At 72.7% G+C, this 26,359-nt stretch carries 28 protein-coding genes; 12 read left to right on the top strand and 16 right to left on the bottom strand.

Translation table 11 applies throughout. The features are described 5' to 3' along the window. Positions 1 to 64: 64 nt before the first annotated feature. Positions 65 to 1,111: a phosphatase PAP2 family protein gene (locus ACH4SI_RS14880; RefSeq protein WP_398296103.1), complete on the top strand. Its 1,047-nt coding sequence runs from the start codon at positions 65 to 67 to the stop codon at positions 1,109 to 1,111. Positions 1,112 to 1,227: 116 nt separating this feature from the next. On the opposite strand, the gene ACH4SI_RS14875 is transcribed toward ACH4SI_RS14880, so the two are convergent. Then, positions 1,228 to 1,443 (bottom strand): I78 family peptidase inhibitor, encoded by a 216-nt coding sequence (locus ACH4SI_RS14875; RefSeq protein ID WP_398296102.1) that lies wholly within the window; start codon positions 1,441 to 1,443, stop codon positions 1,228 to 1,230. A gap of 326 nt (positions 1,444 to 1,769) precedes the next feature. On the opposite strand from ACH4SI_RS14875, the gene gvpO reads away from it, so the two are divergent. The 9 genes from gvpO (at position 1,770) to ctaD (ending at position 6,993) form a co-directional block, all read left to right on the top strand. Then, positions 1,770 to 2,072: a gas vesicle protein GvpO gene (gvpO, locus tag ACH4SI_RS14870; protein ID WP_398296101.1), complete on the top strand. Its 303-nt coding sequence runs from the start codon at positions 1,770 to 1,772 to the stop codon at positions 2,070 to 2,072. A 51-nt stretch (positions 2,073 to 2,123) separates the two neighbouring features. After that, positions 2,124 to 2,588: a gas vesicle structural protein GvpA gene (locus ACH4SI_RS14865; RefSeq protein ID WP_398296100.1), complete on the top strand. Its 465-nt coding sequence runs from the start codon at positions 2,124 to 2,126 to the stop codon at positions 2,586 to 2,588. A gap of 14 nt (positions 2,589 to 2,602) precedes the next feature. Then, positions 2,603 to 3,322 carry a GvpL/GvpF family gas vesicle protein gene (locus tag ACH4SI_RS14860; protein ID WP_398296099.1) on the top strand — a complete coding sequence of 240 codons (720 nt, stop codon included), beginning with the start codon at positions 2,603 to 2,605 and terminating at the stop codon, positions 3,320 to 3,322. After that, positions 3,322 to 3,528 (top strand): gas vesicle protein GvpG, encoded by a 207-nt coding sequence (locus tag ACH4SI_RS14855; RefSeq protein WP_398296098.1) that lies wholly within the window; start codon positions 3,322 to 3,324, stop codon positions 3,526 to 3,528. The genes ACH4SI_RS14860 and ACH4SI_RS14855 overlap by 1 nt, the downstream gene beginning before the upstream one ends. Beyond that, a complete protein-coding gene (locus ACH4SI_RS14850) occupies positions 3,525 to 3,878 on the top strand; it encodes a gas vesicle protein (RefSeq protein ID WP_398296542.1) in 354 nt (117 codons plus the stop codon). The genes ACH4SI_RS14855 and ACH4SI_RS14850 overlap by 4 nt, the downstream gene beginning before the upstream one ends. Next, entirely contained in the window at positions 3,875 to 4,678 is an 804-nt protein-coding gene (locus ACH4SI_RS14845) for a GvpL/GvpF family gas vesicle protein (protein ID WP_398296097.1), read from the top strand. The genes ACH4SI_RS14850 and ACH4SI_RS14845 overlap by 4 nt, the downstream gene beginning before the upstream one ends. Beyond that, entirely contained in the window at positions 4,675 to 4,893 is a 219-nt protein-coding gene (locus ACH4SI_RS14840) for a gas vesicle protein (RefSeq protein WP_398296096.1), read from the top strand. Before ACH4SI_RS14845 ends, ACH4SI_RS14840 begins: the two co-directional genes overlap by 4 nt. After that, on the top strand, positions 4,890 to 5,168 hold the full coding sequence (locus tag ACH4SI_RS14835) for a gas vesicle protein K (protein ID WP_009719037.1): 279 nt from the start codon (positions 4,890 to 4,892) through the stop codon (positions 5,166 to 5,168). The genes ACH4SI_RS14840 and ACH4SI_RS14835 overlap by 4 nt, the downstream gene beginning before the upstream one ends. 82 nt (positions 5,169 to 5,250) lie before the next feature. Next, positions 5,251 to 6,993 carry a cytochrome c oxidase subunit I gene (gene ctaD, locus ACH4SI_RS14830; RefSeq protein WP_398296095.1) on the top strand — a complete coding sequence of 581 codons (1,743 nt, stop codon included), beginning with the start codon at positions 5,251 to 5,253 and terminating at the stop codon, positions 6,991 to 6,993. Here ctaD and ACH4SI_RS14825 read toward each other — a convergent pair. The 3 genes from ACH4SI_RS14825 to ACH4SI_RS14815 form a co-directional block, all read right to left on the bottom strand. Next, positions 6,947 to 7,918: a helix-turn-helix transcriptional regulator gene (locus ACH4SI_RS14825; protein ID WP_398296094.1), complete on the bottom strand. Its 972-nt coding sequence runs from the start codon at positions 7,916 to 7,918 to the stop codon at positions 6,947 to 6,949. The two genes, ctaD and ACH4SI_RS14825, sit on opposite strands and share 47 nt — an antisense overlap. A 94-nt stretch (positions 7,919 to 8,012) precedes the next feature. Continuing rightward, complete coding sequence (locus tag ACH4SI_RS14820) at positions 8,013 to 8,873, bottom strand: hypothetical protein (protein WP_398296541.1); 861 nt, start codon at positions 8,871 to 8,873, stop codon at positions 8,013 to 8,015. A 71-nt stretch (positions 8,874 to 8,944) separates the two neighbouring features. Beyond that, the gene (locus ACH4SI_RS14815; RefSeq protein WP_398296093.1) at positions 8,945 to 10,183 is read right to left on the bottom strand and encodes a glycosyltransferase family 4 protein; all 1,239 of its coding nucleotides are present in this window, start codon (positions 10,181 to 10,183) and stop codon (positions 8,945 to 8,947) included. A gap of 269 nt (positions 10,184 to 10,452) precedes the next feature. Here ACH4SI_RS14815 and ACH4SI_RS14810 point away from each other — a divergent pair, with 269 nt between their 5' ends. Then, positions 10,453 to 11,274 (top strand): hypothetical protein, encoded by an 822-nt coding sequence (locus ACH4SI_RS14810; RefSeq protein WP_398296092.1) that lies wholly within the window; start codon positions 10,453 to 10,455, stop codon positions 11,272 to 11,274. A 5-nt stretch (positions 11,275 to 11,279) separates the two neighbouring features. Then, positions 11,280 to 11,702 (top strand): hypothetical protein, encoded by a 423-nt coding sequence (locus tag ACH4SI_RS14805; RefSeq protein ID WP_398296090.1) that lies wholly within the window; start codon positions 11,280 to 11,282, stop codon positions 11,700 to 11,702. 42 nt (positions 11,703 to 11,744) lie between these two features. Here ACH4SI_RS14805 and der read toward each other — a convergent pair whose 3' ends face one another. The 12 genes from der to ACH4SI_RS14745 form a co-directional block, all read right to left on the bottom strand. Beyond that, a complete protein-coding gene (der, locus tag ACH4SI_RS14800) occupies positions 11,745 to 13,208 on the bottom strand; it encodes a ribosome biogenesis GTPase Der (RefSeq protein ID WP_398296089.1) in 1,464 nt (487 codons plus the stop codon). Positions 13,209 to 13,264: 56 nt separating this feature from the next. After that, a complete protein-coding gene (locus ACH4SI_RS14795; RefSeq protein ID WP_398296088.1) occupies positions 13,265 to 13,945 on the bottom strand; it encodes a lysophospholipid acyltransferase family protein in 681 nt (226 codons plus the stop codon). Continuing rightward, positions 13,942 to 14,646, bottom strand: a complete 705-nt coding sequence (cmk, locus tag ACH4SI_RS14790; protein WP_398296087.1) for a (d)CMP kinase — start codon at positions 14,644 to 14,646, stop codon at positions 13,942 to 13,944. The genes ACH4SI_RS14795 and cmk overlap by 4 nt, the downstream gene beginning before the upstream one ends. A 105-nt stretch (positions 14,647 to 14,751) precedes the next feature. Further along, a complete protein-coding gene (locus tag ACH4SI_RS14785; protein WP_398296086.1) occupies positions 14,752 to 15,837 on the bottom strand; it encodes a prephenate dehydrogenase in 1,086 nt (361 codons plus the stop codon). Next, positions 15,834 to 16,196, bottom strand: a complete 363-nt coding sequence (aroH, locus tag ACH4SI_RS14780; RefSeq protein ID WP_398296085.1) for a chorismate mutase — start codon at positions 16,194 to 16,196, stop codon at positions 15,834 to 15,836. Before aroH ends, ACH4SI_RS14785 begins: the two co-directional genes overlap by 4 nt. 86 nt (positions 16,197 to 16,282) lie before the next feature. Further along, entirely contained in the window at positions 16,283 to 17,350 is a 1,068-nt protein-coding gene (locus tag ACH4SI_RS14775) for a pseudouridine synthase (protein ID WP_398296084.1), read from the bottom strand. Continuing rightward, complete coding sequence (gene scpB, locus ACH4SI_RS14770; RefSeq protein WP_398296083.1) at positions 17,350 to 18,006, bottom strand: SMC-Scp complex subunit ScpB; 657 nt, start codon at positions 18,004 to 18,006, stop codon at positions 17,350 to 17,352. Before scpB ends, ACH4SI_RS14775 begins: the two co-directional genes overlap by 1 nt. Then, positions 18,003 to 19,301 (bottom strand): segregation and condensation protein A, encoded by a 1,299-nt coding sequence (locus tag ACH4SI_RS14765; RefSeq protein ID WP_398296540.1) that lies wholly within the window; start codon positions 19,299 to 19,301, stop codon positions 18,003 to 18,005. Before ACH4SI_RS14765 ends, scpB begins: the two co-directional genes overlap by 4 nt. A gap of 534 nt (positions 19,302 to 19,835) precedes the next feature. Continuing rightward, positions 19,836 to 20,429 (bottom strand): hypothetical protein, encoded by a 594-nt coding sequence (locus ACH4SI_RS14760; protein WP_398296082.1) that lies wholly within the window; start codon positions 20,427 to 20,429, stop codon positions 19,836 to 19,838. Next, positions 20,414 to 21,430 carry an AAA family ATPase gene (locus ACH4SI_RS14755; RefSeq protein ID WP_039939394.1) on the bottom strand — a complete coding sequence of 339 codons (1,017 nt, stop codon included), beginning with the start codon at positions 21,428 to 21,430 and terminating at the stop codon, positions 20,414 to 20,416. The genes ACH4SI_RS14760 and ACH4SI_RS14755 overlap by 16 nt, the downstream gene beginning before the upstream one ends. A 543-nt stretch (positions 21,431 to 21,973) precedes the next feature. Next, entirely contained in the window at positions 21,974 to 23,089 is a 1,116-nt protein-coding gene (gene ald, locus ACH4SI_RS14750; protein WP_398296539.1) for an alanine dehydrogenase, read from the bottom strand. A gap of 243 nt (positions 23,090 to 23,332) precedes the next feature. Further along, positions 23,333 to 25,345, bottom strand: a complete 2,013-nt coding sequence (locus tag ACH4SI_RS14745; protein WP_398296081.1) for a tetratricopeptide repeat protein — start codon at positions 25,343 to 25,345, stop codon at positions 23,333 to 23,335. Positions 25,346 to 26,359: the final 1,014 nt, after the last annotated feature.

The following is a 26,359-nucleotide window of genomic DNA, read 5'->3' as shown; positions in this document are numbered from 1 at the left end:
CATCGTCATCACAAAGCGACCTGATCGACTGAAGCGCCCTGTCACGCAATGTAACGTCGATTAGGTGCGTACCGAAGACAAGCTCCTCAAGGAGGAGCGACCTACCGATCTCGCGCGGCGCGATCCCGCGCGACCGCGGATGACCCGAACACGCTTCTGGCTGCTCGGAACCACCCTCGCGGTCTATGCCGCGACCGTGATCGGCGTGCTCACCAGCTCGTGGCTGGTGATGCTCGACTGGCAGATCATGCTCTTCCGGCCCTACAAGCAGTGGCCGGAGTTCCACATGCTCCTGGACTACTTCGTGGTGATGGGCCAGCGCGGCCCCACCGCGGTGGCGGTCGCCGCCTGGCTCGGGTGGTGCTGCTACCAGCAGCGCACCCTGCGCCCGGGGTTGGTGCTGGGCACCTCACTGCTGTTGCTGAACATGACCGTGGGCGCCGTGAAGATCGGCTTCGGCCGGCTCGGCCCGCACTACGCGACGAGCGTCGGCTCCAGTGAGATGTGGCGCACCGGCGATATATTTCCTTCAGGTCACACCGCGAACGCCGTGGTCACCTGGGGTGTGCTGGCCTATCTGGCGACCACTCCCCTGGCCCGCCGGATCGCCTCGCTGATCGCCGCGGGCTTCGCCTTCGGCGTCGGCATGACGACCGTCTACCTCGGCACCCACTGGCTGAGCGACGTGGTGCTGGGCTGGGCCGCCGGGGTGCTGGTTCTGCTGGCCCTGCCGTGGCTGGAGCCCGCGATGGCCCGCGCCGAGATGCTGCTGCTGGGCCTGTACCGGCGGGTGCGCGACGGCCGGGCGCCGGTGCCCGTGCCGGCCGCGCGGCCGGCCACCGGTCCCGCCCTGGGCACGCCGCGGGCCGCGTACGACGACGAGCCCCCGGTGCGCGAGCCGGTGAGCGTGGTCGGCCGCCCGGGCGCCACCGGGCGGGTGCCCGAGGCCCGGCCGCACCACACCGGGCGGCAGCACACGGTCCGCTCCGAGCGCACCCCGGTCACCCCGGTCGGCAGCCGCCGCCCGCCGCACGCCGACCGCGTGCCGCGCACCACGACCCCGTTCGGCCCGTCGGCCGGGCGCGGCCGCACCCCGGCCACCGGCGGGTAGCCGCCCGGCACACCGCGGGCCGGTACGCACACCCCCGCGGCCCGCGCAGCGCATACGACGGCCCCGGAGGCTCCCGAGAGGGAGCACCGGGGCCGTCGTCGTGTCCGGGCGGGCCGTCAGCCGCGCCAGCAGCGCCGTACGGCATCGTCGGCGACCTCGAAGTTGATGCGGCCGCTCAGGTACTCCATCGTGATGATCGCGCCGGGCGGAAGCGCCCGCACGGTGCTCCAGCCACGCTCACGCGCCACCTCCTCGGCGGTCCTGGCATCGAGCCCCACATAGCTGTCGAGGTCGTCATCGGGTTCGGCCGGAAGGTTCGGTACTGGTCCCATGCCGGCCACCGTAAGCATTCGTCACACTTGTGTCACAGAAAACACGCCCGGGTTTGTCATCGACTTTGTCACTCTTACGAGCCGCGTGTTGACGCCCGAAAGATGACGGAGAGTTCTCGCTGATATCTGCCGCCAAAGGCATGGCTCTGGTATAGGCGCGAGGCGGCCCACGACATACCCCGCGGGAATTCAGCGGCCGCAGGAATATGCCACCGCCGATCGGGCACCCCGGACCCGGAGCACACAATTCCGACACAAAACGGGGAATTCGAACACCCAAGGTTTACCCCACCGGGACCGCGGTACCCGAGGCCACCGAGGCGAACATGACAGACACATCCGATGGAACCCGCAAGAAGACGGCGGCCAGTGGCCCGAGCCCACTGGCGCTCATGCGTTCCGCCCGGGAACAGCTCGCCGAACTGACGGGCCTGCACCCCGAGTCGGTGCCCCGCATGGAGCAGACCGACGACGGCTGGGTGCTGGACGCCGAAGTGGTGGAGCTGGCCCGGGTGCCGGAGACGATGAGCCTGATGGCCCTGTACGAGGTGACTCTCGACCCGGAGGGCCGGCTCACCGGCTACCGCCGCATCCGCCGTTACGAACGCGGGCGAAGTGACCGCGGCTGACCGGCAGGGGGAACGGCCGGCCCGGCCGGACACGAGAGGACCCACACGACAATGACCACGGTTGTTCCGGCACAGCAGAGCAGGGGCGGGGGCGGCACCAGCGGCCTGTACGACGTCCTGGAACTGATCCTCGATCGCGGCCTGGTGATCGACGCGTTCATCCGCGTCTCCCTGGTCGGCATCGAGATCCTCAAGATCGACATCCGGGTCGTGGTGGCGAGCGTCGACACCTACCTCCGGTTCGCCGAGGCGTGCAACCGCCTCGATCTGGAGGCCGGGCCGAACAAGTCCCCCGGCATCCCCGAGATCCTCGACGGCGCCACCGAGAGCGGCGCCCGGAGCAAGACCAAGGGCGCGCTGTCCGGGGCCGGTGAGACCGTCTCCAAGGCCGCCCAGTCGGTGGCCGAGGCGATCCGGCCCGACGAGGAGCCCGAGCCGGAGGAAGAGCCCGCCCGCTCCCGCTCCCGCCGCCCGGCGGCCCGCAAGGCCGCGCCGAAGAAGGCCCAAGAGAGCTGAGGAGGAGAGGGCTGATGAGCACCTATGTGTACGGGATCGCCCGTGGCACCCTCCCGGACCTCGGCGACACGCTGCTCGGCATCGGCGATCCGCCACTGCCGGTCCGCGCCCTCAACGAGGGCGAGCTGGCCGCGATCGTCAGCGACTGCCCGCCGGAGCTGAAGCCCCGGCGCCGCGACCTGCTGGCCCATCAACACGTGCTGACCGAGGTGAGCGACAAGCGCTCGGTGCTGCCGATGCGGTTCGGCTCGGTCTCGGCCAGCGACGACGACGTCCGCACGGTGCTGACCCGGCACGCCGACCGCTACGAGGACCAGCTGCAGCGGCTGGCCGACCGGGTGGAGTACAACGTCAAGGTGGTGCACGACGAGGACGCGGTGCTCCACCAAGTGCTCTCCGAGGAGTCGGAGTTGCGGCTGATGGCGGAGGCCAACCGGTCCGCGGGCGGCGGCACCTACGAGGAGCGGATGCGCTTCGGCGAGCTGGTGGCGAACGCGGTGCGGGCACGTGAGGTGCGCGACGCGCGGATCGTGGAGGAGGCGCTGACCCCCGCCGCCGAGGCGGTGCGCCCGGGCCCGGAGGGCGGCGGCTGGTTCCTGAGCCTGTCGGCGCTGCTGGCCAAGGACGGCGCCGAGCCGCTGCTCGAGGCGGTCGCCGACCTGGAGAACACCCACCCCTGGATGAAGCTGCGGGTGAACGGCCCGCTGCCGCCCTACAGCTTCGTCGAATCCTGATGCTGCTGATCGGCTGGGTGCTCAGACAGGTGCTGGCCGCGGCGGAACGCGAGTACTACGACCCGGCCGCGATCCAGCGCGAACTGACCGCCCTGGCGGCGCGGCTGGAGGACGGGGAGATCGACGAGGCGGAGTTCGAGCGGCAGGAGGACGTGCTGCTCGACCGACTGGAGGAGGCGCAGCAATGGGCGAACGGGACCCTGTGACCACCGCGTACGGCTCCCCGGCCGGGTACGGATCGTCGGCGGCGTACGGGGCCCCTGGCCCGTCCGGGCTCGCCACCCGGGGTGATTCGGCCAACCTCGCCGACATCCTGGAACGGGTGCTCGACAAGGGCGTCGTCATCGCGGGCGACATCCGTATCAATCTGCTCGACATCGAACTCCTCACGATCAAGCTGCGGCTCATCGTGGCCTCCGTCGACAAGGCCAAGGAAATGGGCATCGACTGGTGGGAGCACGACCCGTCGCTGTCGTCGCGCGCCCGCCGCACCCCGGTCGAGAACGGCACGAGCAATGGCACGGGCAACGGCGCGAGCGAGGAGGCGGCCGGATGACCGAGGTGACCGAGGCGACCGGAACGCTGGAGTACGCGTACGCCGTCGTCCGCGAGGCCGACACCCCGCGCACCGCCCTGGAGGGGGTGCGCGGGGTCGCGGGCGAACCGGTGCGCGCCGTCCGCCATCTGGGGCTCGCCGTGCTGGCGGGCCCCGTACCGGCCGCCGACTTCGACGAGGGGCCGCTGCGCGAGCGGCTGGAGGACCTGACGTGGCTGGAGGGCGTCGCCCGCGCCCATCAGCAGGTGGTCGACACGGCCGGGACGGACACGTGCGTCATCCCGGTCCGCATGGCCACCGTCTGCCGCGGCGAGGAGGGGCTGCGGCGGCTGCTCGCCACCGGCCGGGAGCGGTTCGCGTCGGCGCTGGACCGGCTCCAGGGCCGGGTGGAGTGGGGCGTCAAGGTGTACGCGGCGCCCGCCCCGGCCGAGGAGCCGTCCGCCGAGCCCTCGGCCGCCGTCTCGGGCCGCGACTATCTGCGCCGCCGCAGTGCGCAGCGGCGCGCCTCCGAGCAGCGATGGGGGCACACCGAGGAGGGCGCGCGCCGGGTGCACGAGGCGCTCACCGCGCTCGCCGAGGGCGCCCGGCTGCATCCGCCGCAGGACGTGCGGCTGTCGGGGGAGGCGGACCGCAATGTGCTCAACGCCGCGTATCTCATCCCGCACGAGGAGAGCGAGGCGTTCGTGCAGCGGGTGGGCGAGCTGGCCGGGCGCGACCCGGGGCTGCGGCTGGAGCTGACCGGCCCCTGGGCGCCGTACTCCTTCGTGGCCGCCGAGGGCAACGGACGGACCGGACCATGACCACGAGTCCGCTCGCCCACCGGCAGATCGCCCTGGTGGACCTGCTGGACCGGCTGCTCGCGGGCGGCGTGGTCATCACCGGCGATGTGACCCTGCGCATCGCCGACGTGGATCTCGTGCGCATCGATCTGCGCGCGCTCATCAGCTCGGTGAACGAGAACGTGCCGTCTCCCTGGGAAGCACCGCGAGAACCGCGAGAACCGGAGGAACCGTGAGCCGGAAGCTGGAGCTGGACCAGGACACCGTCGAGCGCGATCTGATGAAGCTGGTGCTGACCGTCGTCGAGCTGCTGCGGCAGCTGATGGAGCGGCAGGCGCTGCGCCGGGTGGACCAGGGCGACCTGACGGAGGACCAGGAGGAGCGGATCGGGCAGACCCTGATGCTGCTGGAGGACCGCATGGGGACGCTGTGCGAGCGCTACGGCATCAAGGAGTCCGACCTCAACCTCGACCTCGGGCCGCTCGGCCCGCTGCTGCCCCCGAGAGAGTGACACAGGAGACATAACCACGCGAATACCACCGTAACCGGGCGATGATTGTCGGAGCCGTGCCCAAGAGCCACAGGGAGCCCCGATGGTGACAGACACCGCGCGTCCCCCGGCCGGACGGGCTGAGCGGGCACGGCTACGGCGCCGGGGCCGGGGCCGGGCGATGGTCGACTGGCTGACCACCACCGACCACAAGAAGATCGGCCATCTCTATCTGATCTCCTCGTTCGGCTTCTTCCTGATGGGCGGCTTGCTGGCGCTGGTGATGCGCGCCGAGCTGGCCCGGCCCGGGATGCAGATCGTCTCCCAGGAGGCCTACAACCAGGCATTCACCCTGCACGGCACGATCATGCTGCTGCTGTTCGCGACGCCCGCCTTCGCCGGGTTCGCCAACGAGATCATGCCGCTCCAGATCGGCGCGCCCGATGTCGCCTTCCCCCGCCTCAACATGCTGTCGTACTGGCTGTATCTGTTCGGCGGACTGATCGTGGTGGCCGGCCTCATGGTGCCCGGGGGCGCCGCGGACTTCGGCTGGACCGCCTACGCCCCGCTGAACAGCGCGGTGCGCTCCCCCGGCGTCGGCGCCGACATGTGGATCATGGGGCTCGCGCTCTCCGGTTTCGGCACCATCCTCGGCGCGGTGAACTTCCTGACGACCATCATCACGATGCGCGCGCCGGGGATGACGATGTTCCGGATGCCGATCTTCACCTGGAACACCCTCTTCACCTCGGTCATGATCCTGATGGCGTTCCCGGTGCTGGCGGCGGCGCTGCTGGTATTGGAGGCGGACCGGCATTTCGGGGCGAGGGTCTTCGACGCGGCGAACGGCGGGGCGCTGCTGTGGCAGCACCTGTTCTGGTTCTTCGGCCATCCCGAGGTCTACATCATCGCGCTGCCGTTCTTCGGCATCATCACCGAGATCGTCCCGGTCTTCTCGCGCAAGCCGATCTTCGGCTATCTGACGCTGATCGGCGCGACGATGGCCATCACCGCCCTGTCGATGGTGGTCTGGGCGCATCACATGTTCGCCACCGGGGCGGTGCTGCTGCCCTTCTTCTCCCTGCTGTCCTTTCTGATCGCGGTGCCCACCGGGGTGAAGTTCTTCAACTGGATCGGCACCATGATGGGCGGTTCGCTGTCCTTCGAGGCGCCCATGCTGTGGGCGATCGGCTTCATGGTGAGCTTCCTGTTCGGCGGGCTGACCGGCGTCATCCTGGCCTCGCCCCCGCTGGACTTCCACGTCACGGACAGCTATTTCGTCGTCGGCCACTTCCACTACGTGGTCTTCGGGACCGTGGTGTTCGCGATGTTCGCGGGCTTCTATTTCTGGTGGCCCAAGTTCACCGGGAAGATGCTGGACGAGCGGCTGGCCCGGATCCACTTCTGGACGCTGTTCATCGGCTTCCACACCACGTTCCTGGTGCAGCACTGGCTGGGCGCGGAGGGAATGCCGCGCCGCTACGCCGACTATCTGGCGGCGGACGGCTTCACGGCGCTCAACACGATCTCCACGATCGGCGCCTTCCTGCTGGGGCTCTCGACGCTGCCCTTCCTCTACAACGTCTGGAAGACGGCCCGGTACGGCAGAGTGGTCGAGGCGGACGACCCCTGGGGATTCGGCCGCGGGCTGGAGTGGGCGACCTCCTGCCCGCCGCCCCGTCACAACTTCCTGACGCTGCCCCGGGTGCGCAGCGAGTCGCCCGCCTTCGATCTGCACCATCCCGAGGTGGCCCAGGCCGAGCAGGAGCGGGACCAGCAGTTGCAGGGGCGGGGCGCGGTCATCCCGGGAACCGGTCGCCCAGAGCGCGGTCCAGGCGGTCCCTGATCGTGCGGATGTGCTCGGTGAGTTCGGCCGGTTCGCGCACCTCGAAGTCGAAGCCGGCCAGCACGATGTGGACCACCAGCACGTCGAGGGCGTGGGCACCGGTGTGCAGCAGGCAGCTGTCCTCGTCGACCGGCTCCAGGCTTCCCACCAGGGGCGAGATGCGTTCCGCCGCCTGCTCGGCGGACACCCGCAGCAGGACGGTGGCGCGCTCCCGGTAGACGGCGTGGGACACGCCCCGGGAGACGTACGCCGCGAGATCGTCGGCGGGCGGGCGGCGCGGGGTGAAGCGGGGGCCGTGCGGCGGGGTGGGGGTGATGCGGTCGGCCCGGTACGTACGCCAGTCGTCCCGGTCCACGTCCCAGGCGACCAGGTACCACCTGCGCTGCGCGGCGACGAGGCGGTGCGGTTCGGCGGTGCGGCGGGTGACCGTACCGCCGTGGTCGCGGTAGGTGAAGCGCAGCCGCTGGGCGTCCCGGCAGGCGCCCGCCAGCTCGGTCAGGACGGCCGGGTCCACCCCGGGGCCCCGGGCCGCGCCGGGCATCGGCACGGTGAACGAGCTCAGCGCGCTCACCCGGCGGCGCAGCCGGTCCGGCAGGACCTGTTCCAGCTTGGCGAGGGCGCGTACGGACGTCTCCTCGATGCCCTCGACGCCGCCCGCGGCCTGGCGCAGCCCGACCGCGACCGCCACCGCCTCCTCGTCGTCCAGCAGCAGCGGCGGCAGCTGGGCGCCCGCGCCGAGCCGGTAGCCGCCCGCCGTGCCGGGGGCGGAGTGCACCGGGTAGCCCAGCTCGCGCAGCCGGTCGACGTCGCGGCGCACCGTGCGCGGGGTGACGCCGAGCCGGTCGGCGAGGTCCGCGCCGGACCATTCGCGGTGGGCCTGCAGCAGGGAGAGCAGACGGAGCAGACGGGCCGAGGTCTCCAACATGGGACCGAGTCTGCCAGCCCTTGAGGACAGGTCACGTCCTCAAGGGTTCGCAGTCTCAAGGGCGCACCGACGGCACGCTCCGAAACGGACGTGCTCAGTCCGGGTCGGCGACCTTCACGGACAGATCGTTGTCGACGGTGTAGTACGGACGGACCGCGGCGGTGCCGTGCGGGGCGTCGACCGTCCGCGCCGGGTAGGTGAAGATCTCCTTCTTGTCCGCGACATCGTCCAGTATCCGGGCCAGCCGGACGGGGGCCACGGTGTCGTCCGCCGGGCGCAGCCACAGGTCCCACAGGTCCGTGCCGCCGCCCCAGTGCTCCGCGAGCCGCGCGGAGGCGAGGGTGAAGGAGAACGCGGCGCCGTCCGCCGTGACCGGCGCCGTGCACACCAGGTCCCGGTCCCGGCGGCAGCGGGCCTCGGCCACAGCGCCGTCCAGCCAGTCGGCCGGGCGCTCCACCCTGTACAGCCGACCGCTGACCGCCATTGTGCCGTCCTCCAGCCGGATCTCCCCGGCCTCGGCGTGCGGCACCCGGCGCCAGGTGCGCAGGCTGAGGTTGCCGTGCTTGGTGGCGTAGGGGATGCGGACGGACAGCGGCGAGGTGCTGGGGCCGGGCCTGCGGTCGACCAGCGAGCGCAGGTCGTGTAAGCCCGGGACGAGCCGCTGCGGCTCCTGCTCCCCGTACGCCACGAACACGTCCCAGCGGCCCTCGGGCAGGGCGACGGTGCCGGGCAGCGCGGCCTGCAGCCGGCCGTCGGCGGTGGGGCCGAGCGGCAGCCTGACCTCGCCGTCGTCGGCGGGCCCGGCGCCGCGCAGCCTCAGCACCAGCGCGCCGTTCCAGTTGTCGTAGCTCCCCGGCTCCGGGCGGGCCCAGTCGGAGATGTGGAAGGTGAGTCCGCCGGCGGAGTCCGCGACGCAGTCGGCGCGCGTCGCGATGGCCTCGGTGGCTTCTCTCATGCTGTCCCCCTCCATGGGCTCGATGGGCTCGACGGGCTCGGCCGGTCTCGCGGTGGTGCTCCCCTGCGCGCTCATGCCACCCGCACCCTTCGCATCGCCTCGGTCGTCGCCAGCACCCCGCCGATCAGCGAGCCGCGGGCCCGGTGCAGCGAGCCGCGCAGTCCGCCGCGCGCGGCCAGGTCGGCGAACAGGGACTCGTAGCGGCCGGCCACCCGGGACGGGTCGAAGCGGGCGGAGTCCTTCAGCGCCGCCTGGCCCATCTGCTGCCGCAGTTCGTCGTTGTTGATGAGGTCCAGCAGCGCGCCGGCGATCGCGTTGGTGTCGCCGGAGGGGACGAGGCGGCCGTCCACGCCGTTGTCGATGATCTCGGCCGGGCCGTGCGGGCAGTCGGTGGCGACCACCGGGAGGCCGCAGCGCATCGCCTCCACGATGGTCATGCCGAACGACTCCAGGCTGGAGGTGACGGCCGCTATCGAGCCCTTGGCCCACTCGGGGTCGAGGGGGTTGGCGGGGCCCATGAGGAAGACGTGGTTGTAGAGGCCGAGCTTGTCGATGAGGGCGCGCAGCTTGGCGCGCTGTTCACCTCCGCCGTAGATCCGCAGCCGCCAGTCCGGGCGGGCCGCGCTGACCTTGGCGAACGCCCTTATCAGCAGGTCGTACCGTTTCACCGGGGCGAGCCTGCCGGCCGCGACGACCCATTTGCCGGTGCCGTCGGCCGGCTCCAGTCCGGGCGCGGGGACGCTGTTGGGCACGGACTCGATCCGTACGCCGGGCAGCCGCATCTGGCCGCGGTAGTCCTTGGCGTCGGCCTCGGTGACGGTGGTCACCGCGTCCAGCCGGGGGTAGAAGCCGCGCAGGGTCCGCTTCAGCCCCGTGGAGTGGGTGCTGAGCGTCAGGTGCTCCTGGCCGATCCGCACCGGGCCGCGGCGCGCCTCCCGGGCGATGTGCACATTGAGCCCCGGGCGGGTGCCGACCACCACATCGGCCTGAAGACCGCGCAGATGCTCGCTGATCCGCCGGTCGGTGAGCGCGCTGTACTGCTTGTACCGGCCCTCGGTGACCGGGAAGACCTTCGCGGGCGTCGTGTACGCGGGGTCGTCGCCCTCGTAACCGGGGCTGTTCTTACGGATGTCGACGAGATGGCTGACCCGCACGTTCGGACCGGGGTCGAAGATCGGCTGATCCCGGTGCCGGAACACCGAGACGACCTCCACGTCATGGTGCTCGCCCAGCGTGCGGGCGAGGTTGTACGTGGTCCGGATCGTCCCGCCGATCCCGTACGCGTTGTGAATCAGGAATGAGATGTGCATCCGTCCCGTATCCCACCGTTTCCCCGCGGACGGGGTGTCTCGTCCGCCTACCACGACGTAAGACCGCCAAAGGGGGTGTTGGGTTGGGTTCCATCACCGTCTTGTTCCCCAACAGATAGGAAATCGGTAGCCAATTCAGGGAACTTCCCGGGCGGCTCCCGCATCAGAGCTGTGGCGGGCCGCAGGCCGCGTGACCCCCGCCGTGGATGGCCGTTGTCTACGTAGGGCCGGGGACCGCCCGGCCACGGACCGAGACCGAGGAGCCACCCGTGCCGCGCATGCTCGACGTCAGCGATGACGTACGCGCCGAGATCGGCGACGAAGAAGCCGACCGGCTGCTCGCCGGTGACCATGCCCCGGGCGCCTACGACTGCACGTCCTGCCGCACCCCCGGCAACTCCGACCAGGAGCGCACCAGCACGGTGCTGTTCGTGGGGCAGGAGACCGCCGTGCTCGCGTTCGCGCACGCCACCTGCGTCCCCTCCCAGGTCGTCCCGGTCTCCGAGGAGCAGCTGGCCGGTGCCGTCCGGTCCATCACCGCCGAGGAATCCTCGCCGTACGCGGCCGAGCCGCCCGCGGCGCAGCCCGCCTACCCCTACGCCGCCCCGCCGCCGCCCCAGCAGGCGGTGCTCGGCGTCACCAGCGGGGTGGTGCTGGTGGGCGGGGAGCAGCGCCCGGCGCTGGTCGTCGAGCCGACCGGGCCGATCACCCGGCCCGGCGCGACCGGGCACGGCGACGACTTCCTGCCGCTCCTCACCGAGCAGGGCTTCCTGCCGGTGGTCGACCTCGGCCGGCCGCCGGTGGCCATCCCGGGCTGGTCGGTGCTGCTCGCCATGGGGCAGCTGCACGCGGTGCTGATGCCGACGGCGGGCGGCGGCTCCCCGGTGGCCTGGTGGCAGGCGCACAGCCCGATGCCGCTCAGCGAGGGCTGGCGCAGCGCGGTGGGCCGCTCCCAGCAGGTCCTGGTGTACGCGGCGGCGGCGGGCACGATCGGCACCCAGCCGCGGGAGGACCAGCTGCGCGCCGCCCTGGACCGGGCCGCGGCGCGCGGCGCGCTGGTCGGCGCCTCGATGCCGCTCGCGGGCACCTGATCCGCATGGCCCACCCCGTCCCGGGCTGCCGCTGCCTGACCCAAGCGGCCCATTCGCCGCCGATGCCGCATCCCAAGGGCGGCCTGGTCGTTGGCACATACGTGCACGGATACGACCTCCCCTACCGCTCCCCCTCTTACGCCCACATCCCGGCCATGCGCCCGGCGCTGGAGGCGTCGCCCGACCCGTGGCGGCACTCCGCGACGCCGATCTACGACGCGCTGTACGCGGAGTACCGGCGGCTGTTCCGGGCGCTGCCCGGTGACCGGTCGGACGAGGAGGATCTGGGGTTCGTCGCGTTCAGCGCCATCGGCCAGCCCCGCGGGCTGACCAGCGGCGGCCACGGCGGGGCCTGGGACACCGGCGGGCTGTACTACCGCACGTACCTGCCCGCCCTGCCGCCCGGTCGGCGCGACGGGCACTACTGAGCGCCACCCGAGGGTGGCGCTCCGCGCGGCCGTCGGGCGGTGCTACCGCTTGCGGCCGCGCTTCTCGCGCACCCGCACCGAGATCTGGATCGGGGTGCCCTCGAAGCCGAACTCCTCGCGCAGCCGCCGCTCGATGAAGCGTCGGTAGCCCGCCTCCAGGAAGCCCGAGGCGAAGAGGACGAACCGCGGCGGCCGGGTGCCGGCCTGGGTGCCGAACAGGATGCGGGGCTGCTTGCCGCCGCGGATCGGGTGCGGGTGGGAGGCGACGATCTCGCCGAGGAACGAGTTCAGCCGCCCGGTCGGCACCCGGGTCTCCCAGCCGGCCAGCGCCGTCTCGATCGCCGGGACGAGCTTCTCCATGTGGCGGCCGGTGCGGGCCGAGACGTTGACCCGGGGCGCCCACTGGATCTGCCCCAGCTCGGTCTCGATCTCGCGCTCCAGGTAGTAGCGGCGCTCCTCGTCGAGGGTGTCCCACTTGTTGTACGCGATGACCAGGGCGCGCCCGGCCTCCACGGCCATCGTGATGATCCGCTGGTCCTGGACGCTGATGGGCTCGCTGGTGTCGATGAGGACGACCGCGACCTCGGCCTTCTCCACGGCGGCCGCGGTGCGCAGCGAGGCGTAGTAGTCGGCGCCCTCCTGGAGGTGGACGCGGCGGCGGATACCGGCGGTGTCCACGAACTTCCAGGTGATGCCGCCGAGTTCGATCAGCTCGTCGACCGGGTCGCGGGTGGTGCCCGCGATCTCGTTGACGACCACGCGCTCCTCGCCCGCCACCTTGTTGAGCAGCGAGGACTTGCCGACGTTCGGGCGGCCGATGAGCGCGATGCGGCGCGGGCCGCCGACCGTGGACCCGAAGGTCTGGGCCGGGGCCTCGGGCAGCGCCTCCAGCACCGCGTCGAGCATGTCGCCGGTGCCGCGGCCGTGCAGGGCGGAGACCGGGTGCGGCTCGCCGAGGCCGAGGGACCACAGCATCGCCGCGTCCGCCTCGCCGCTCGGGCCGTCGACCTTGTTGGCGCACAGCACGACCGGCTTCCCGGCCCGGCGCAGCAGCTTGACGACGGCCTCGTCGGTGTCGGTCGAGCCGACCGTGGCGTCCACCACGAAGACGACCGCGTCGGCGGCCTCGATCGCGAACTCGGCCTGGGCGGCCACGGACGCGTCGATGCCGAGCACGTCCTGTTCCCAGCCGCCGGTGTCGACCACCTTGAAGCGACGCCCTGACCACTCGGCCTCGTAGGTGACGCGGTCGCGGGTGACGCCCGGCTTGTCCTCGACGACCGCCTCGCGGCGGCCGATGATCCGGTTCACCAGGGTCGACTTGCCGACATTCGGGCGGCCGACGACGGCGAGCACCGGCAGCGGGCCGTGCCCCGCCGCGGCGAGGTCGCCCTCGACCTGTTCCAGGTCGAAGCCCTCCTGCGCGGCGAGCTCCATGAACTCCGCGTACTCGGCGTCGCCCAGCTCTCCGTGCTCGTCGCCGCCGCTGTGGATCTGGTCGTTCATGAAGTGATGTCCTCGTCGTCCCTCAGTGCCGCGCGCCCTCGTGTGAGCGCGCGGGTCTATGTCTCGATGTGGCGGCCCGTGAGCCGCCTGGCGCTCCCCAGGTGCTCGCCCAGGCGCTTCTGGATGAGCACGGTCGCCTCGTCCAGCGCCGCCCGGGTCCGCCGGCCGCTGCCGTCCCCCGCCTGGAACGGGTCCCCGTAGACCACGTCGACCCGGCTGCGCAGCCTCGGCAGCGCCCGGGCCGACCCGTCGGCTCGCCGCTGCTCGCCGGTGCCGAGCACGGCCACCGGCACGATCGGGGCGCCGGAGCGGACCGCGAAGTACGCGAGCCCCGAGCGCAGCGACGCGAAGTCGCCCTCGCCGCGGCTGCCCTCCGGGAAGATCCCCAGCACCCCGCCGCGCTCCAGCAGGCCCAGCGCGTGGGTGATCGCGGTGCGGTCGGCGCTCGTACGGTCCACCTTCACCTGGCCGACGGCGCGCATGAACGGGTCCAGGGGACCGATGAACGCCTCCTTCTTGACCAGGAAGTGCGACGGCCGGGGCGCGGTGCCGATGATCATCGGGCCGTCGACGTTGTGGGAGTGGTTCCCGGCCAGGATGACGGGCCCGGCGGACGGGACCCGCCACGCGCCCAGCACCCGCGGCCGCCACAGCCCGTACATCAGGCCGATGCCGATGCGGCGCCCCACCGCGGCGCCGGCCGCGCTCGGCAGCGCCGGGTCGGTGGTGGCGGTCATGCGGCGGCCCGCTTCTCCTCGACCAGCGTGACCACGCACTCGATGACCTGGTCGAGGGTGAGGTCGGTGGTGTCGACCTCGACCGCGCCGTCCGCCTTCGCCAGCGGCGACGCCTTGCGGCCCGAGTCGGCGGCGTCCCGCTTGGCGAGCGCCGCCTGGGTGGCGGCCAGGTCGACGGCCTCCTTGCCCTTCAGCTCCCCGCTGCGGCGGGCGGCCCGCGCCTCGGCGGAGGCGGTGAGGAAGATCTTGAGGTCGGCGTCCGGGAGGACGGTGGTGCCGATGTCCCGCCCCTCGACCACCATGCCGCGCGGCGCCTCGGTGGCGATCGTCCGCTGCAGCTCGGTGATCACCTGGCGCACCTCGGGGACCGCGCTGACCGCGCTGACCCGGGAGGTGACCTCCTGGGTGCGGATCGGCCCGGAGACGTCCGTGCCGTCGACGGTGATGGTCGGGGCGGCCGGGTCGGTGCCGGAGACGATGACCGGCTTGCGGGCGGCGTCGGCCACGGCGACGGCGTCCTCGACGTCGATGCCGTTGTTCACCATCCACCAGGTGATCGCCCGGTACTGGGCGCCGGTGTCCAGGTAGCCGAGGCCGAGCTTGGCCGCGACGGCCTTGGACGTGCTGGACTTGCCCGTGCCCGCAGGGCCGTCGATCGCGACAATCACTGCTGCCGGGGCGGTCCGGGCGGCGGTTTCCACGGTGACAGACACCTTTCGTATGCACGGGGCTGGGTTGAACGGAGCTTGGTGAGGGCCCCGGACAAGGTTACTGGCTCATCCGGGGCTCCCGGTCACGGCCGGATGTCACTGGCGGATGGACCAGCCGCGCTCGCGGAGGGCCTTGGTCAGACCGGGGGCGGCGGCCGGCTCCACCATCAGCTGGATCAGGCCCGCCTGCTGGCCGGTGGCGTGCTCGATCCGTACGTCCTCGATGTTGACGCCCGCCCGGCCCGCGTCGGCGAAGATCCGGGCCAGCTCGCCCGGCTGGTCGCCGATGAGGACCGTCACGGTCTCGTAGACGGCCGAGGCGGCGCCGTGCTTGCCCGGCACTCGCTCCCGCCCGGCGTTGCCGCGCCGCAGCACGTCCTCGATGCCGGCCGCTCCCCCGCCGCGCTTGGCGTCGTCGGCCGACTGGAGCGCGCGCAGCGCCCGTACCGTCTCGTCCAGGTCGGCGGCGACCGCGGCGAGCACATCGGCGACCGGCCCGGGGTTGGCGGACAGGATGTCGATCCACATCGCGGGGTCGGAGGCCGCGATCCGGGTCACATCGCGGATGCCCTGGCCGCAGAGGCGCACCGCGGTCTCGTCGGCGTCCCGTAGCCGCGCCGCGACCATGCTGGAGAGCAGGTGCGGGGTGTGCGAGACGAGTGCCACGGCCCGGTCGTGCGCGTCGGCGTCCATCACCACGGGCACGGCGCGGCACAGCGCGACCAGTTCCAGTGCGAGATTGAGCACCTCGGTGTCGGTGTCGGCGCCGGGCGTGAGCACCCACGGCCGCCCCTCGAACAGATCCGCGGTGGCCGCCAGCGGCCCGGAGCGCTCCCGCCCGGCCATCGGATGCGTACCGATGTACCGGGTCAGGTCGCAGCCCAGCTCCTCCAGCTCACGGCGCGGCCCGCCCTTGACGCTGGCCACGTCCAGGCAGGCCCGCGCCACGCCCCGGCGCAGCACGTCGGCCACCGTCCGGGCCACGTACGCGGGCGGTACGGCGACGATCGCCAGGTCCACGGGCCCGTCCGGCTCGTCCTGCGTACCGGCCCCGAGCGCCGCCGCGGTCCGGGCCGCGTCCGCGTCGTGGTCGGCGAGGTGGACGTGGATCCCCCGGCCCGCGAGGGTGAGCGCGGCCGAGGTACCGATCAGTCCGGTGCCGATGACGAGGGCTGTTCTCACTGGGCGATGTCCTTGCGGAGGGCCGCCGCGGCGCCGAGGTACACATGGGCGACGTCGGTCTTGGCGAGGTCGGTCTCGATGTGCGCGAGTATCCGGACGACCCGCGGCATGGCCCCGGCGATGTCCAGCTCCTGCGCGCAGATCAACGGCACGTCGGTGATCCCGAGCTTGCGCGCGGCCACCGCGGGGAAGTCGCTGTGCAGATCGGGTGTGGCGGTGAACCAGACGCTGATCAGATCGTCCGGCACCAGGCTGTTGCGCTCCAGGAGGGCGGTCAACAGCGCGGAGACCTGCTCCTGCATGTGCCCCGCTTCGTCCCGCTCCAGCTGAACCGCCCCGCGGACCGCTCGTACCGCCACGTCTGTACTCCCTGCGCCTGCTGCCTGTGCCGCGTCTCCACGCGCCGTACGCGTCCTCAGTGTCCCCGATCAGCCTAACGGGAGCTCTAGAGGTCGACCTCGCGCATCAGCATGCCCACCTCGGTGTTGGTGAGGCGGCGGAGCCAGCCGGACTTCTGGTCGCCGAGGGGGATGGGGCCGAAGGCCGTGCGGACCAGCTTCTCGACCGGGAATCCGGCCTCGGAGAGCATGCGGCGCACGATGTGCTTGCGGCCCTCGTGGAGGCTGACCTCGACGAGGTAGTTCTTGCCGGTGTTCTGGACCACCTTGAAGTGGTCCGCGCGGGCGTAGCCGTCCTCCAGCTCGATGCCGTTCTTCAGCTGCTTGCCGAGGTCGCGCGGCAGGGGGCCCTGGATGGCGGCGAGGTAGGTCTTCTTGACGCCGTAGCGGGGGTGGGTGAGGCGGTGGGCCAGCTCGCCGTGGTTGGTGAGCAGGATGATGCCCTCGGTCTCCGTGTCGAGCCGGCCGACGTGGAAGAGCCGGGTCTCACGGTTGGTGACGTAGTCGCCCAGGCACTGGCGGCCGTCGGGGTCCTCCATGGTGGAGACCACACCGGCGGGCTTGTTCAGCGCGAAGAACAGGTACGACTGGGTGGCGACGGTCAGCCCGTCGACCTTGATCTCGTCCTTCTCCGGGTCGACGCGCAGCCCCTGCTCGGTGACGATCTTGCCGTTGACCTCGACCCGGGCCTGGTCGATCAGGTCCTCGCAGGACCGGCGCGAGCCCATGCCCGCGCGGGCCAGGACCTTCTGCAGCCGCTCGCCGTCCTGCTCGCCGAAGGTCTTGGGCAGCTTGGTCTGCGGCTTGTTGTGGCGGGCCCGGTTCCGCTCCTCTATCTGGGCCTCGTACTCGCGCGGGCGGGCCGGGGCATTCGGCTTCCGGCCGCGGCCGCCGACGCCCTTGGGCGCGCCGCTCTTGGCCGCGCCGCCCCGGGGGCCGCCGCCGCTCTCCTTCGGGGCGCCCACGTCGTAACGGCGCTCCTCGGGGCGGGGGCGACCGGTGCGCTTCTGCTTGTCGTCGCGCCCGTTCCCGGCCCCCCGGTAGTTCTTGCCGCCGCTGCTGCCGCTGCCGCCGCCGCTACCGCTGCCCCTGCTGTTCCTGCCGCTGCTTCGCATCAAGTTTCCGTCTGAGAGTGGCTGCTGTCGTCTGCGTCTACGGGTGTTACGTCTGTGTCCGGTGCGTCCGGGTCGAACGACGGCACGCCCTCCTGGGACTCGCCCTCGACCGCGTCCACCTCGGGGAGGAACGGTGCCAGCTCCGGAAGCTCGTCCAGGCCACGCAGGCCCATCCGCTCCAGGAAGTAGTTCGTCGTCCTGTACAGGATCGCACCTGTTTCGGGTTCCGTGCCCGCCTCCTCCACCAGCCCGCGCTGGAGGAGGGTGCGCATCACGCCATCGCAGTTGACGCCGCGGACGGCGGAGACACGGGAACGGCTGACCGGCTGACGGTACGCGACCACCGCGAGGGTTTCCAAAGCGGCCTGGGTGAGACGGGCGTGCTGGCCGTCCAGGACGAACCCCTCGACGGCCGCGGCGTACGCGGGCCGGGTGTAGTACCGCCAGCCCCCCGCGACCAGCCGCAGCTCGAAGCCGCGGCCCTGCGCCGTGTACTCGTCCGCCAGCTCGCGCAGCGCCCCCGCGACCTCGCGGCGCGGGCGGTCCAACACCTTGGCGAGGTGTTCCTCGGTGGCGGGTTCGTCGACGACCATGAGGACGGCTTCCAGCGCGGGCTTGAGGTCGAGCGCCGCGACCTCCGAGACCTCTTCCGTCATGTCCGTACCTCCTGTGCCTCTGCCGGTGCCCCTGCCGGTGCTTCTGCCGGTGCCTGCTGCTCCTGGTCGAACTCATCGGTGACCAACGGCCGCTGCCCGTCCTCCGCGCCCGACCAGCGCACGATCAGCGCCCCCAGCGCCTCCGACTGGTCGAGCAGCACCGCGCGCTCCCGGTACAGCTCCAGCAGCGCCAGAAAGCGGGCCACGACGGTGAGCGTGTCCGGCGCGTCCTCGGTGAGCGTGGCGAAACTCGCCTCCCCCAGCTCCCGCAGCCGCCCCACCACGACCTCCGCCTGCTCCCGCACGCTCACCAGCGGGGCGTGGATGTGGTCGACGTACACCTGCGGCTTGGGCTTGGCCTGCATCGCCTTGACGGCCAGCTTCGCGAACCCCTCCGGGCCGACGCGGATGACGACGTCGGGCAGCAGATCGGCGTGGTGCGGCTCCAGCCCCACGGTGCGGGGGTAGCGGCGGGCCTCCTCGATCAGCCGGTCGTTGAAGATGTCCGCGATCCGCTTGTACGCGCGGTACTGCAGCAGCCGCGCGAACAGCAGGTCCCGGGCCTCCAGCAGCGCCAGATCCGCCTCGTCCTCCACCTCGGCGGCGGGCAGCAGCCGGGCCGCCTTGAGGTCGAGCAGGGTCGCCGCGACCACGAGGAACTCGGTGGTCTGGTCGAGATCCCAGTCCGGCCCCATGGCCCGGATGTGCGCCATGAACTCGTCGGTGACCTTGGAGAGGGCGACCTCGGTGACGTCCAGCTTGTGCTTGGAGATCAGCTGAAGGAGCAGATCGAAGGGCCCCTCGAAGTTGTCGAGCCGCACGGTGAAGCCGCCGCCACCATCCGCGGCGGCCTCACCGTCCTGGGCGGCAACGCCGCCCCCGGCGGCGTCGCTGTCCGCGGCGACGTCATCAGCCGCCACGCCGTCTTGTGCCGCGTCGCCCTCACCGGTCGCCTCGCTGTCCGCGACGCTCGCACCGCCTCCGGCGCCTACGCCGTCATCGGCCGTCACGCCGTAGTGTGCGGCATCGCCGTTCGCGACCGCCGCACCGTCCCGGGCAGGCTCGCCCTCCCCGGCCACGCCACCCTCGGCGGCGACGCCATCCGCAACCGCCGCGCCGCGCCCGGCCGCCGCACCGTCCCCAGCCGTCGCGCCACCCTCGGCGGCCTCTTCGGCCGCGTCGTGGGCCGCGCCGCCGTTCGTCCCGGCCGCCCTCTCCACGACCGCCGCGCTGTCCGCGACGCCCTCGGCCACGTCGCCGTCCCCCGCCGCCGCGCCGTCATCGGCGCCCGCGATGCCGTCCGCCCCGGCTGCTCCGGCCGCGTCGGCCGCCGTGTGCTCGGCCGGGGGGCCTCCGGGCCCTCCGTGGTCCTGCGCGGCAGACGCGGGCCGTACGTCCGCGCCGCCGTCGTCCTCGCCTTCCGCCCGCTCATGCGCGGGCTCGGCAGGCTCGGCAGGTCCGCTGCCCGGGGCCGCGTCGACCGCAGGGTCGGCGCCCCGGGCCCGGGGGCGGGCCGCCGTGTCCGGCGCGGCCAGGGCATCCGGAGCGCTCGCCATGGGCGGAAGCGACTCGTCGGCCGCCGACGCCGCGCTTCGGGGGCTTCGAGGCCCGGCGGCGTGGTCAAGCGGCTCCGCCGGGCCGGCCGCGTCCTGGGCCTCCGTGTCCGCCTCCGTGTCGGCCGCCCGGGCGGGTGGGGGCGTGCCGGGGCCTCGGCCCAAGGGGCGGCGGCGGGGCGGCGGGGCGTGCGGGTCGTTCGTCGGCATCGCGGTCCAGGGTGCTCAGGGCCGGGCGGTCAGCCCGCGATCCGGGCAGGCTATCGCCCGGCCCGGTCAGCGGCCGCGCAGGCGGCGCACCAGAATGCTCGCGTCGCCGCGCGACTCCAGGTCGGCGAGGACGACCGCGACGGCCTCGCGGACGATCCGGCCGCGGTCGACCGCGAGTCCGTGTTCGCCCCGCAGCACCAGTCGCGCGTGTTCGAGGTCCATCAGCTCCTCGGCGGAGACGTAGACCGTGATCTTCTCGTCGTGGCGCTCGCGCCCGCTGGGGCGCCGGTTGGCCGCGCGGGCGCGGCGGCGGGCGGGGCCGCCCTGGGCGGGTGGGGCCGTGCCGTCGGACGCCTGGCGGCCCTTGGAAGGCCGCTCCCCGGCTCCGGCCCCCGACCCGGCCGCCGGGGCTGGGCGCCCGCCGCCCGCGTCCTGGGGGGCGGTCTCGCGGCCCGTGTGCTCGGCCGCGCCGGACTGCTCCCCGCCCTCGGCCGCCGCCTCGCCGCCGCCCGGGCCGGGCTCGGAGGCGGGGGCGGGCACCCGCGGCGCCTCACCGTTCGCCTGGCGGCGGCCGGACGCGGGCGAGGAGGACTGGAGCCCCATCCCTCCCGTGGTGCGGAACAGTTCGTCGGCTCCCGGCAGACTCACTCGGCGTGACACCGGGCGAGCACCTCCCTGGCGAGCTGGCGATAGGCGGCGGCACCGACGGAGTTGGACGCGTACGTGGTGATCGGTTCACCGGCGACGGTGGTCTCCGGAAAGCGGACCGTACGGCCGATGACCGTGTGGTAGACGTGATTGTCGAACGCCTCGACCACGCGGGCGAGGACCTCACGGCTGTGCACGGTGCGCGAGTCGTACATCGTGGCGAGGATGCCGTCGAGCTCCAGGTCGGGGTTGAGCCGCTCCTGGACCTTCTCGATGGTCTCCGTGAGCAACGCCACACCGCGCAGCGCGAAGAACTCGCACTCCAGCGGCACGATCACCTTGTGCGCCGCGGTGAGCGCGTTGACGGTGAGCAGGCCGAGCGACGGCTGGCAGTCGATGACGATGTAGTCGTAGTCCGCCATCAGCGGCTTGAGCGCCCGCTGCAGCGTGGACTCGCGGGCCACCTCGCTGACGAGCTGCACCTCGGCGGCCGACAAGTCGATATTGCTGGGCAGCAGGTCCATGTTGGGCACGGCCGTCTTCAGCAGCACCTCGTCGGCCGACATGCCCCGCTCCATGAGCAGGTTGTAGACCGTGAGGTCCAGCTCCATCGGGTTGACCCCGAGGCCGACCGACAGCGCGCCCTGCGGGTCGAAGTCGACGAGCAGGACCCGGCGCCCGTATTCGGCGAGGGCGGCGCCCAGGTTGATGGTGGAGGTGGTCTTGCCGACGCCGCCCTTTTGGTTGCACATCGCGATGATCTTCGCGGGACCGTGGTCGGTCAGCGGTCCCGGGATCGGGAAGTACGGCAGCGGCCGACCGGTCGGACCGATGCGCTCGCGTCGCTGGCGGGCCGCGTCGGGGGCGAGGGTGGCCGCGTACTCGGGGTCGGGCTCGTACTCGGCGTCCGGGTCGTAGAAGTGCCCGTCGGGCAGGTCGTCGTAGTCGGCGAAGCGGGCGGGTTCGTTGCCCCCCTGGTCGCCGGCCATGGCGTTCACGTGATGGCCGTCCATGCTGTGGCTCTGGTGGGCTGTCGTCATGCTCGTCACGCTCTGCTGGGTTGCGAAGGTACGGACAGCGACGGAGCCGACAGCCTCCAGCCCCGAGGGGCCCTGGCCCCGCGCAGCCGGTCCTGGTTGACCACCCCCGGGAGAAAATGTCGACTCATTCACAAGTCGTCCTACCTCCTTGGTGACCAGGAAATTTCTCGATAGGTCAGCGTGGCACCATGCCGACGGTTGGCGACTCTATGGCGTGTCGGCGGTCCTCAGCAACACAATCCACCGGACACGGCACGATGTGTCGGCAATCGAACACCCCGATGTCAAGGGCGTATGGGCGGCGCCGCGGAGATTTCACCACCCCCCAAAGCGTCTGGACAGTTACATTCAGGGCGAGTTGACCGGAGCCCGAGTCGGGCCTGATCCGGGGCGTTCCGGACACACCCGCGGCCGGGTCCCGTCCCTCGACAAGACCCGGCCGGATGTCCGGTGTTGACCTGATGTTGACGGCCCGCGTTGACCTGTCGTCGCCCGGAGTTGACCGGCTGCGCGACCTCAGCCGAGGAGCGAGGCCAGTTCGACGGAGGGCAGTCCGTGGGCCTCGGCGACCGGCCCGTAGACGACCTGGCCCTCATGGGTGTTGAGCCCCTTGGCCAGCGCGGCGTCCCGGCGCACCGCCTCCCGCCAGCCGCGGTTGGCCAGCTCGACGATGTACGGGAGCGTGGCGTTGGTGAGCGCGTGGGTGGAGGTGTTGGGCACCGCGCCGGGCATGTTGGCGACACAGTAGAAGACCGAGTTGTGGACCGTGAAGGTCGGCTCGGCGTGGGTGGTGGGACGGGAGTCCTCGAAGCAGCCGCCCTGGTCGATCGCGATGTCGACAAGGACACTTCCCGGCTTCATGCGGGACACCAGCTCGTTGGTGACCAGCTTGGGCGCCTTGGCGCCGGGAATGAGCACCGCGCCGATGACGAGGTCGGCGTCCAGGACCGCCTTCTCCAGCTCGTAGGCGTTGGAGGCGATGGTCTGCACCCGGTTGCCGAAGATCCGGTCGGCCTCGCGCAGCTTGTTGATGTCCTTGTCGAGCAGGGTCACGTGGAAACCCATGCCGATGGCGATCTGCGCGGCGTTCCAGCCGGAGACGCCGCCACCGATGACAACGGCGCGGCCGGCGGCCACGCCGGGTACGCCGCCGGGCAGCACACCCCGGCCACCGGCCGAGCGCATCAGGTGGTAAGCGCCGACCTGCGGTGCGATCCGGCCCGCGACCTCGGACATCGGGGCGAGCAGCGGCAGCGCGCGGTTCGCGGCCTCGACGGTCTCGTACGCGATGGCGGTGGTGCCGGACTCCAGCAGCGCGTCGGTGCAGGCCCGGGACGCGGCGAGGTGGAGGTAGGTGAAGAGCGTCTGGTCCTTGCGCAGCCGGTGGTACTCCTCCGCGATCGGCTCCTTGACCTTCAGCAGCAGGTCGGCGGTGGCCCAGACCTCGTCGGCGGTGGCGAGGATGCCGGCGCCGGCGGCGATGTACTCCTCGTCGGTGATGGAGGAGCCCAGACCGGCGCTCTGCTCGACGAAGACCTCGTGGCCGTTGCGTACCAGCTCGTGCACGCCGGCAGGGGTGATGGCCACGCGGAACTCGTTGTTCTTGACCTCGCGGGGGATACCGACCTTCACGTCGATCACGGTCCTTGATATGGGGGGACTAAGGGCTTGACCGGCCGTAACCGGCCACACACCGGCAAAACGGAACATGTCCGCACGCCGAAAGCAACCGCAGCGATCGCGGGTACAGCCAGTGTAATGAAGGACGTCTCGCTGTCTAGCCTTGCATTACTTATATCTTTCGCGAGACCACCACTGATTTCGTAGGTCGACTCGCGATCTCCCCTCAGCCCCGGGGTTCGCGTCCCCCCGGCGTCATGTGGCCTCACCCCGCTGAGACCTGGCCTGCTCGTCCGCCCGGCGCGCCGCCGCGGCCGCCTCCGACCAGCTGCGCAGCGCCTCCTTCGACCGCCCGGTCTTCTCCTGGGCCTTCGCCGTGCCGCTCAGCGCCCGCGCGTACCCCTCCAGGTCCCCGGCCCGGCGGCAGGCGGCCGCGGCGGCCCGCCAGTCGCGCAGTGCCTCGGCCCACCGGCCCGCGTAGCCGCGCACGGTGCCCAGCCGGGCGTACAGCCGGGCCTCGGCGGCCAGGTCACGGCGGCTCAGCCGCAGTTCCAGGGCGCGGCCGTACCAGTCCGCGGCCCGGTTCCAGTCCTCCAGCTCCTGGTACGTCCCGCCGATGGACTCCAGGGCCCACCCGGTGGTGTACGGATCGCCCGCCGACCGGGCGGCCTCCAGCGCGCCCTTGTAGCGGGCGAGCGCCTTGTCGATCCGGCCCGCGCCCGCGTCCAGATCGCCCAGGTTCAGCAGCGCCGCCGCCCGCTCCACCGGCAGATCGCGGCGCCGGGCCACGTCCAGCACCAGCTGGTGGAGCCCGTACAGTTCGGGCGCCGCGCCCTCGGCACCCCGGTGCGCGGTCAGCGCGTGGGTGAGCGCGGCCACCAGCCGCCGGGCCAGGGTGTCGACCTCGCCGACCTCGACGGCCATCCGGGCGGCCTCGACCAGCGCGGGCAGCCGGCTGTCCAGCCACTCCCCCGCCGCAACCGCCGACGGAAACCGCAGCGACCCCGGCAGCGCCGCCAGCTTCTTGCGCGCCGGGGAGCCCGGCGGCTCGGCGGCCAGCCGGCAGGCGTGCAGCTGACGTACGGTGCGCTCCAGCATCCGCGCCCGGGCCAGCTCCACCTCCGCCGGGCGCTCCGTCGCCTCCAGCAGCTCGCGCAGCAGCGGGTCGAGGCAGCCGGGCAGCTCGTACCGGCCCTTCTCGCGCGGCCGCAGCATCCCGTACGCGGCGAAGCCCTCCAGCGCCGCCCGTCCGTCCGCCACCGAGCACCCGGCCAGCGCGGACGCGGTGTGCGCATCGGCCGAACCGGCCGGCGCGAGCGCCAGCAGCCGCAGCATCCGGGCGACGGCCGGGGGCAGCGAGCCGTACGCCAGCCGGAAGGCGCGAGCCAGCGGCCGAGCGCCGCGGTCCACGTCCCCGTCGGACGGCGGCAGTTCGCGCAGCCGCTCGATGACGTCGGCCACCGAGTCCTTGGGCCGGGCGGCGAGCCAGCCGCCGACGAGCACGAGCGCCGCGGGCTGCCCGGCGCACTCCTCGACCAGGCTCTGCGCGGCCACCGGATCGCAGGTGATCCGGGTGGGCCCCGCGTACTGCGCCAGCAGCCCGACCGCCGCGCTCACATCCAGCCCGCCGACGGTGCACGGACGCACATCCGGAACGCCGGTCAGCGGGCCCCGCGAGACCGCGATCACCAGGCAGCCGGGTTCGTCCGGCAGCAGCGCGTCCACCTGCTCCGCGCCCGCCACGTCGTCGAGCAGCAGCAGGACGCGCTTGCCGGCCAGCGCGTCGCGGAGCATCTCGCCCAACTCGTCCTCGTCCGCGCCGGGCGGGGCGGTCACCCCCAGCCTGACCAGCAGGTCGCGGGCGGTGCGCTCGGTGGGGACGGGGTCGCCGGCGGACGTCATCAGCCGGGCCTGGAGCACGCCGTCGGGGTAGTCGTCCGCCAGCCGCCGGGCCAGCTCCTCCGCCAGCGCGGTACGGCCCCAGCCGGGCCGCCCCGCGATCAGCAGCACCCGGCTGCGGGCGGCCTTGCGGCCGGCGATCGTGTCGAGCCCGGCGCGGTCGATGTCGGCCCGGAGCGCGAGCAGTTCCCGGCGGCGGCCCGCGAACCCCCGGCCCACGGTGGCAGCGGCCGCGAACAGCACCGCGCGCGTCGCGCCGCTCCACACCCCACCGTCGCCCGCGCCACGCGCCGGGGGCACTCCGTCCGCATCCCCGTCCGCGGGTTCGCCCAGGGGCTCCCCGTCGGTGTCGACCGCCTGCTCCGCCACGGGCCCCACTCCCGTCCACCTGCGCATATGAGCCCGCCGCGGCTGCGGTCAGGGTTCATACGAGCGTAGTTCACTCCGCGTCAGGTCCCGGGCACTCCGGGCCGGTGACGTGGGCTGAAAATCACCCCATCGGATGGTGGGACAGGTAGTCATCCCCCACCCCGCCCCTTCCCGAACCATGGCGCTCCGCCCCTGGACCCCGGCGCCCGGGCCCGGCGAGCACGGGCAGGGCGAGGGACCCGGCCCGTGCTGGGGGCGCCCCCCACGAGGGCGGCGAGCAGAGGGCTCCGCCCCGGAACCGCGGCGACTGCGGAACGCCCCAGCGGGGCAAGGGCAGCGGCCCGGCGCCCGGGCCCGGCGAGCACGGATAGCGCGAGGGGCCCGGCCCGCTCCAGCTGAGGGCGCCCCGGAACCGCGGCGCCCGGCCCTGGCAGAATCAGCGATCGGGGCCGACCCCGACGAGAGCAGCGCCATGTGCGCCGCCGACGCGGCACGCCCGCGAGCGCAGCGAGCAGCAGGCTCCGCGCGGGGCTCAGTCCCAGGGCAGGGCGCCGAGCGCCCGCGACCCCAGCGAGGCAAAGGCAGCGACCCGCCCCCGGCGGAGGCGGGCCAAGACCACGGGCTCGGACGCGAGGGCACGGCCCCGCAGGGGACAGCGGCCCCGCGAACAGGCGGACCGGCCAGGGGCGCAACGGCTCCGTTCCCGGCCCTCAGCACCTGCGGGGCGCCATCGGGACAAGACAGCGGCGCGGCCGGGCCGAAGAGAAGGCAGGGGCGCCCGGCCCGGGACGGATCAGGCAGGGGGGGCATAGCCCCCGGTCCCCGACACCGGCGGACCACCCCGCCCAGCGGAGACAGCGTGCGCACGGCCCCCGGGCGAATCGGCGAGGGGCATAACCCCGGCCCGCAACGACAGCGGCCAAGCGGAAGCGGAGACAGCGAGCGCCTGGCCCGGGGCGGACGGCCGGCGGGGGCGCATCACCTCCGGTCCCCAACACAGGCGGACCGCCCCGA

This window comes from Streptomyces sp. NPDC021212 (assembly GCF_044332925.1).
Classification (GTDB): Bacteria; Actinomycetota; Actinomycetes; order Streptomycetales; family Streptomycetaceae; genus Streptomyces.
This window is presented reverse-complemented; position numbering and strand designations above follow the sequence as displayed.

What these genes read in the sequence shown, in the direction of transcription:
- ACH4SI_RS14875 (WP_398296102.1), bottom strand. Translation starts at nt 1,443, where the DNA reads ATGGGACCAGTACCGAACCTTCCGGCCGAACCCGATGACGACCTCGAC.
- der (WP_398296089.1), bottom strand. Translation starts at nt 13,208, where the DNA reads ATGAACGACCAGATCCACAGCGGCGGCGACGAGCACGGAGAGCTGGGC.
- ACH4SI_RS14795 (WP_398296088.1), bottom strand. Translation starts at nt 13,945, where the DNA reads ATGACCGCCACCACCGACCCGGCGCTGCCGAGCGCGGCCGGCGCCGCG.
- ACH4SI_RS14820 (WP_398296541.1), bottom strand. Translation starts at nt 8,873, where the DNA reads ATGAGAGAAGCCACCGAGGCCATCGCGACGCGCGCCGACTGCGTCGCG.
- ACH4SI_RS14775 (WP_398296084.1), bottom strand. Translation starts at nt 17,350, where the DNA reads ATGCGAAGCAGCGGCAGGAACAGCAGGGGCAGCGGTAGCGGCGGCGGC.
- ACH4SI_RS14825 (WP_398296094.1), bottom strand. Translation starts at nt 7,918, where the DNA reads ATGTTGGAGACCTCGGCCCGTCTGCTCCGTCTGCTCTCCCTGCTGCAG.
- ACH4SI_RS14755 (WP_039939394.1), bottom strand. Translation starts at nt 21,430, where the DNA reads ATGGACGGCCATCACGTGAACGCCATGGCCGGCGACCAGGGGGGCAAC.
- scpB (WP_398296083.1), bottom strand. Translation starts at nt 18,006, where the DNA reads ATGACGGAAGAGGTCTCGGAGGTCGCGGCGCTCGACCTCAAGCCCGCG.
- ACH4SI_RS14815 (WP_398296093.1), bottom strand. Translation starts at nt 10,183, where the DNA reads ATGCACATCTCATTCCTGATTCACAACGCGTACGGGATCGGCGGGACG.
- ACH4SI_RS14840 (WP_398296096.1), top strand. Translation starts at nt 4,675, where the DNA reads ATGACCACGAGTCCGCTCGCCCACCGGCAGATCGCCCTGGTGGACCTG.
- ACH4SI_RS14865 (WP_398296100.1), top strand. Translation starts at nt 2,124, where the DNA reads ATGACCACGGTTGTTCCGGCACAGCAGAGCAGGGGCGGGGGCGGCACC.
- ACH4SI_RS14855 (WP_398296098.1), top strand. Translation starts at nt 3,322, where the DNA reads ATGCTGCTGATCGGCTGGGTGCTCAGACAGGTGCTGGCCGCGGCGGAA.
- ACH4SI_RS14860 (WP_398296099.1), top strand. Translation starts at nt 2,603, where the DNA reads ATGAGCACCTATGTGTACGGGATCGCCCGTGGCACCCTCCCGGACCTC.
- ACH4SI_RS14805 (WP_398296090.1), top strand. Translation starts at nt 11,280, where the DNA reads ATGGCCCACCCCGTCCCGGGCTGCCGCTGCCTGACCCAAGCGGCCCAT.
- gvpO (WP_398296101.1), top strand. Translation starts at nt 1,770, where the DNA reads ATGACAGACACATCCGATGGAACCCGCAAGAAGACGGCGGCCAGTGGC.
- ctaD (WP_398296095.1), top strand. Translation starts at nt 5,251, where the DNA reads ATGGTGACAGACACCGCGCGTCCCCCGGCCGGACGGGCTGAGCGGGCA.
- ACH4SI_RS14845 (WP_398296097.1), top strand. Translation starts at nt 3,875, where the DNA reads ATGACCGAGGTGACCGAGGCGACCGGAACGCTGGAGTACGCGTACGCC.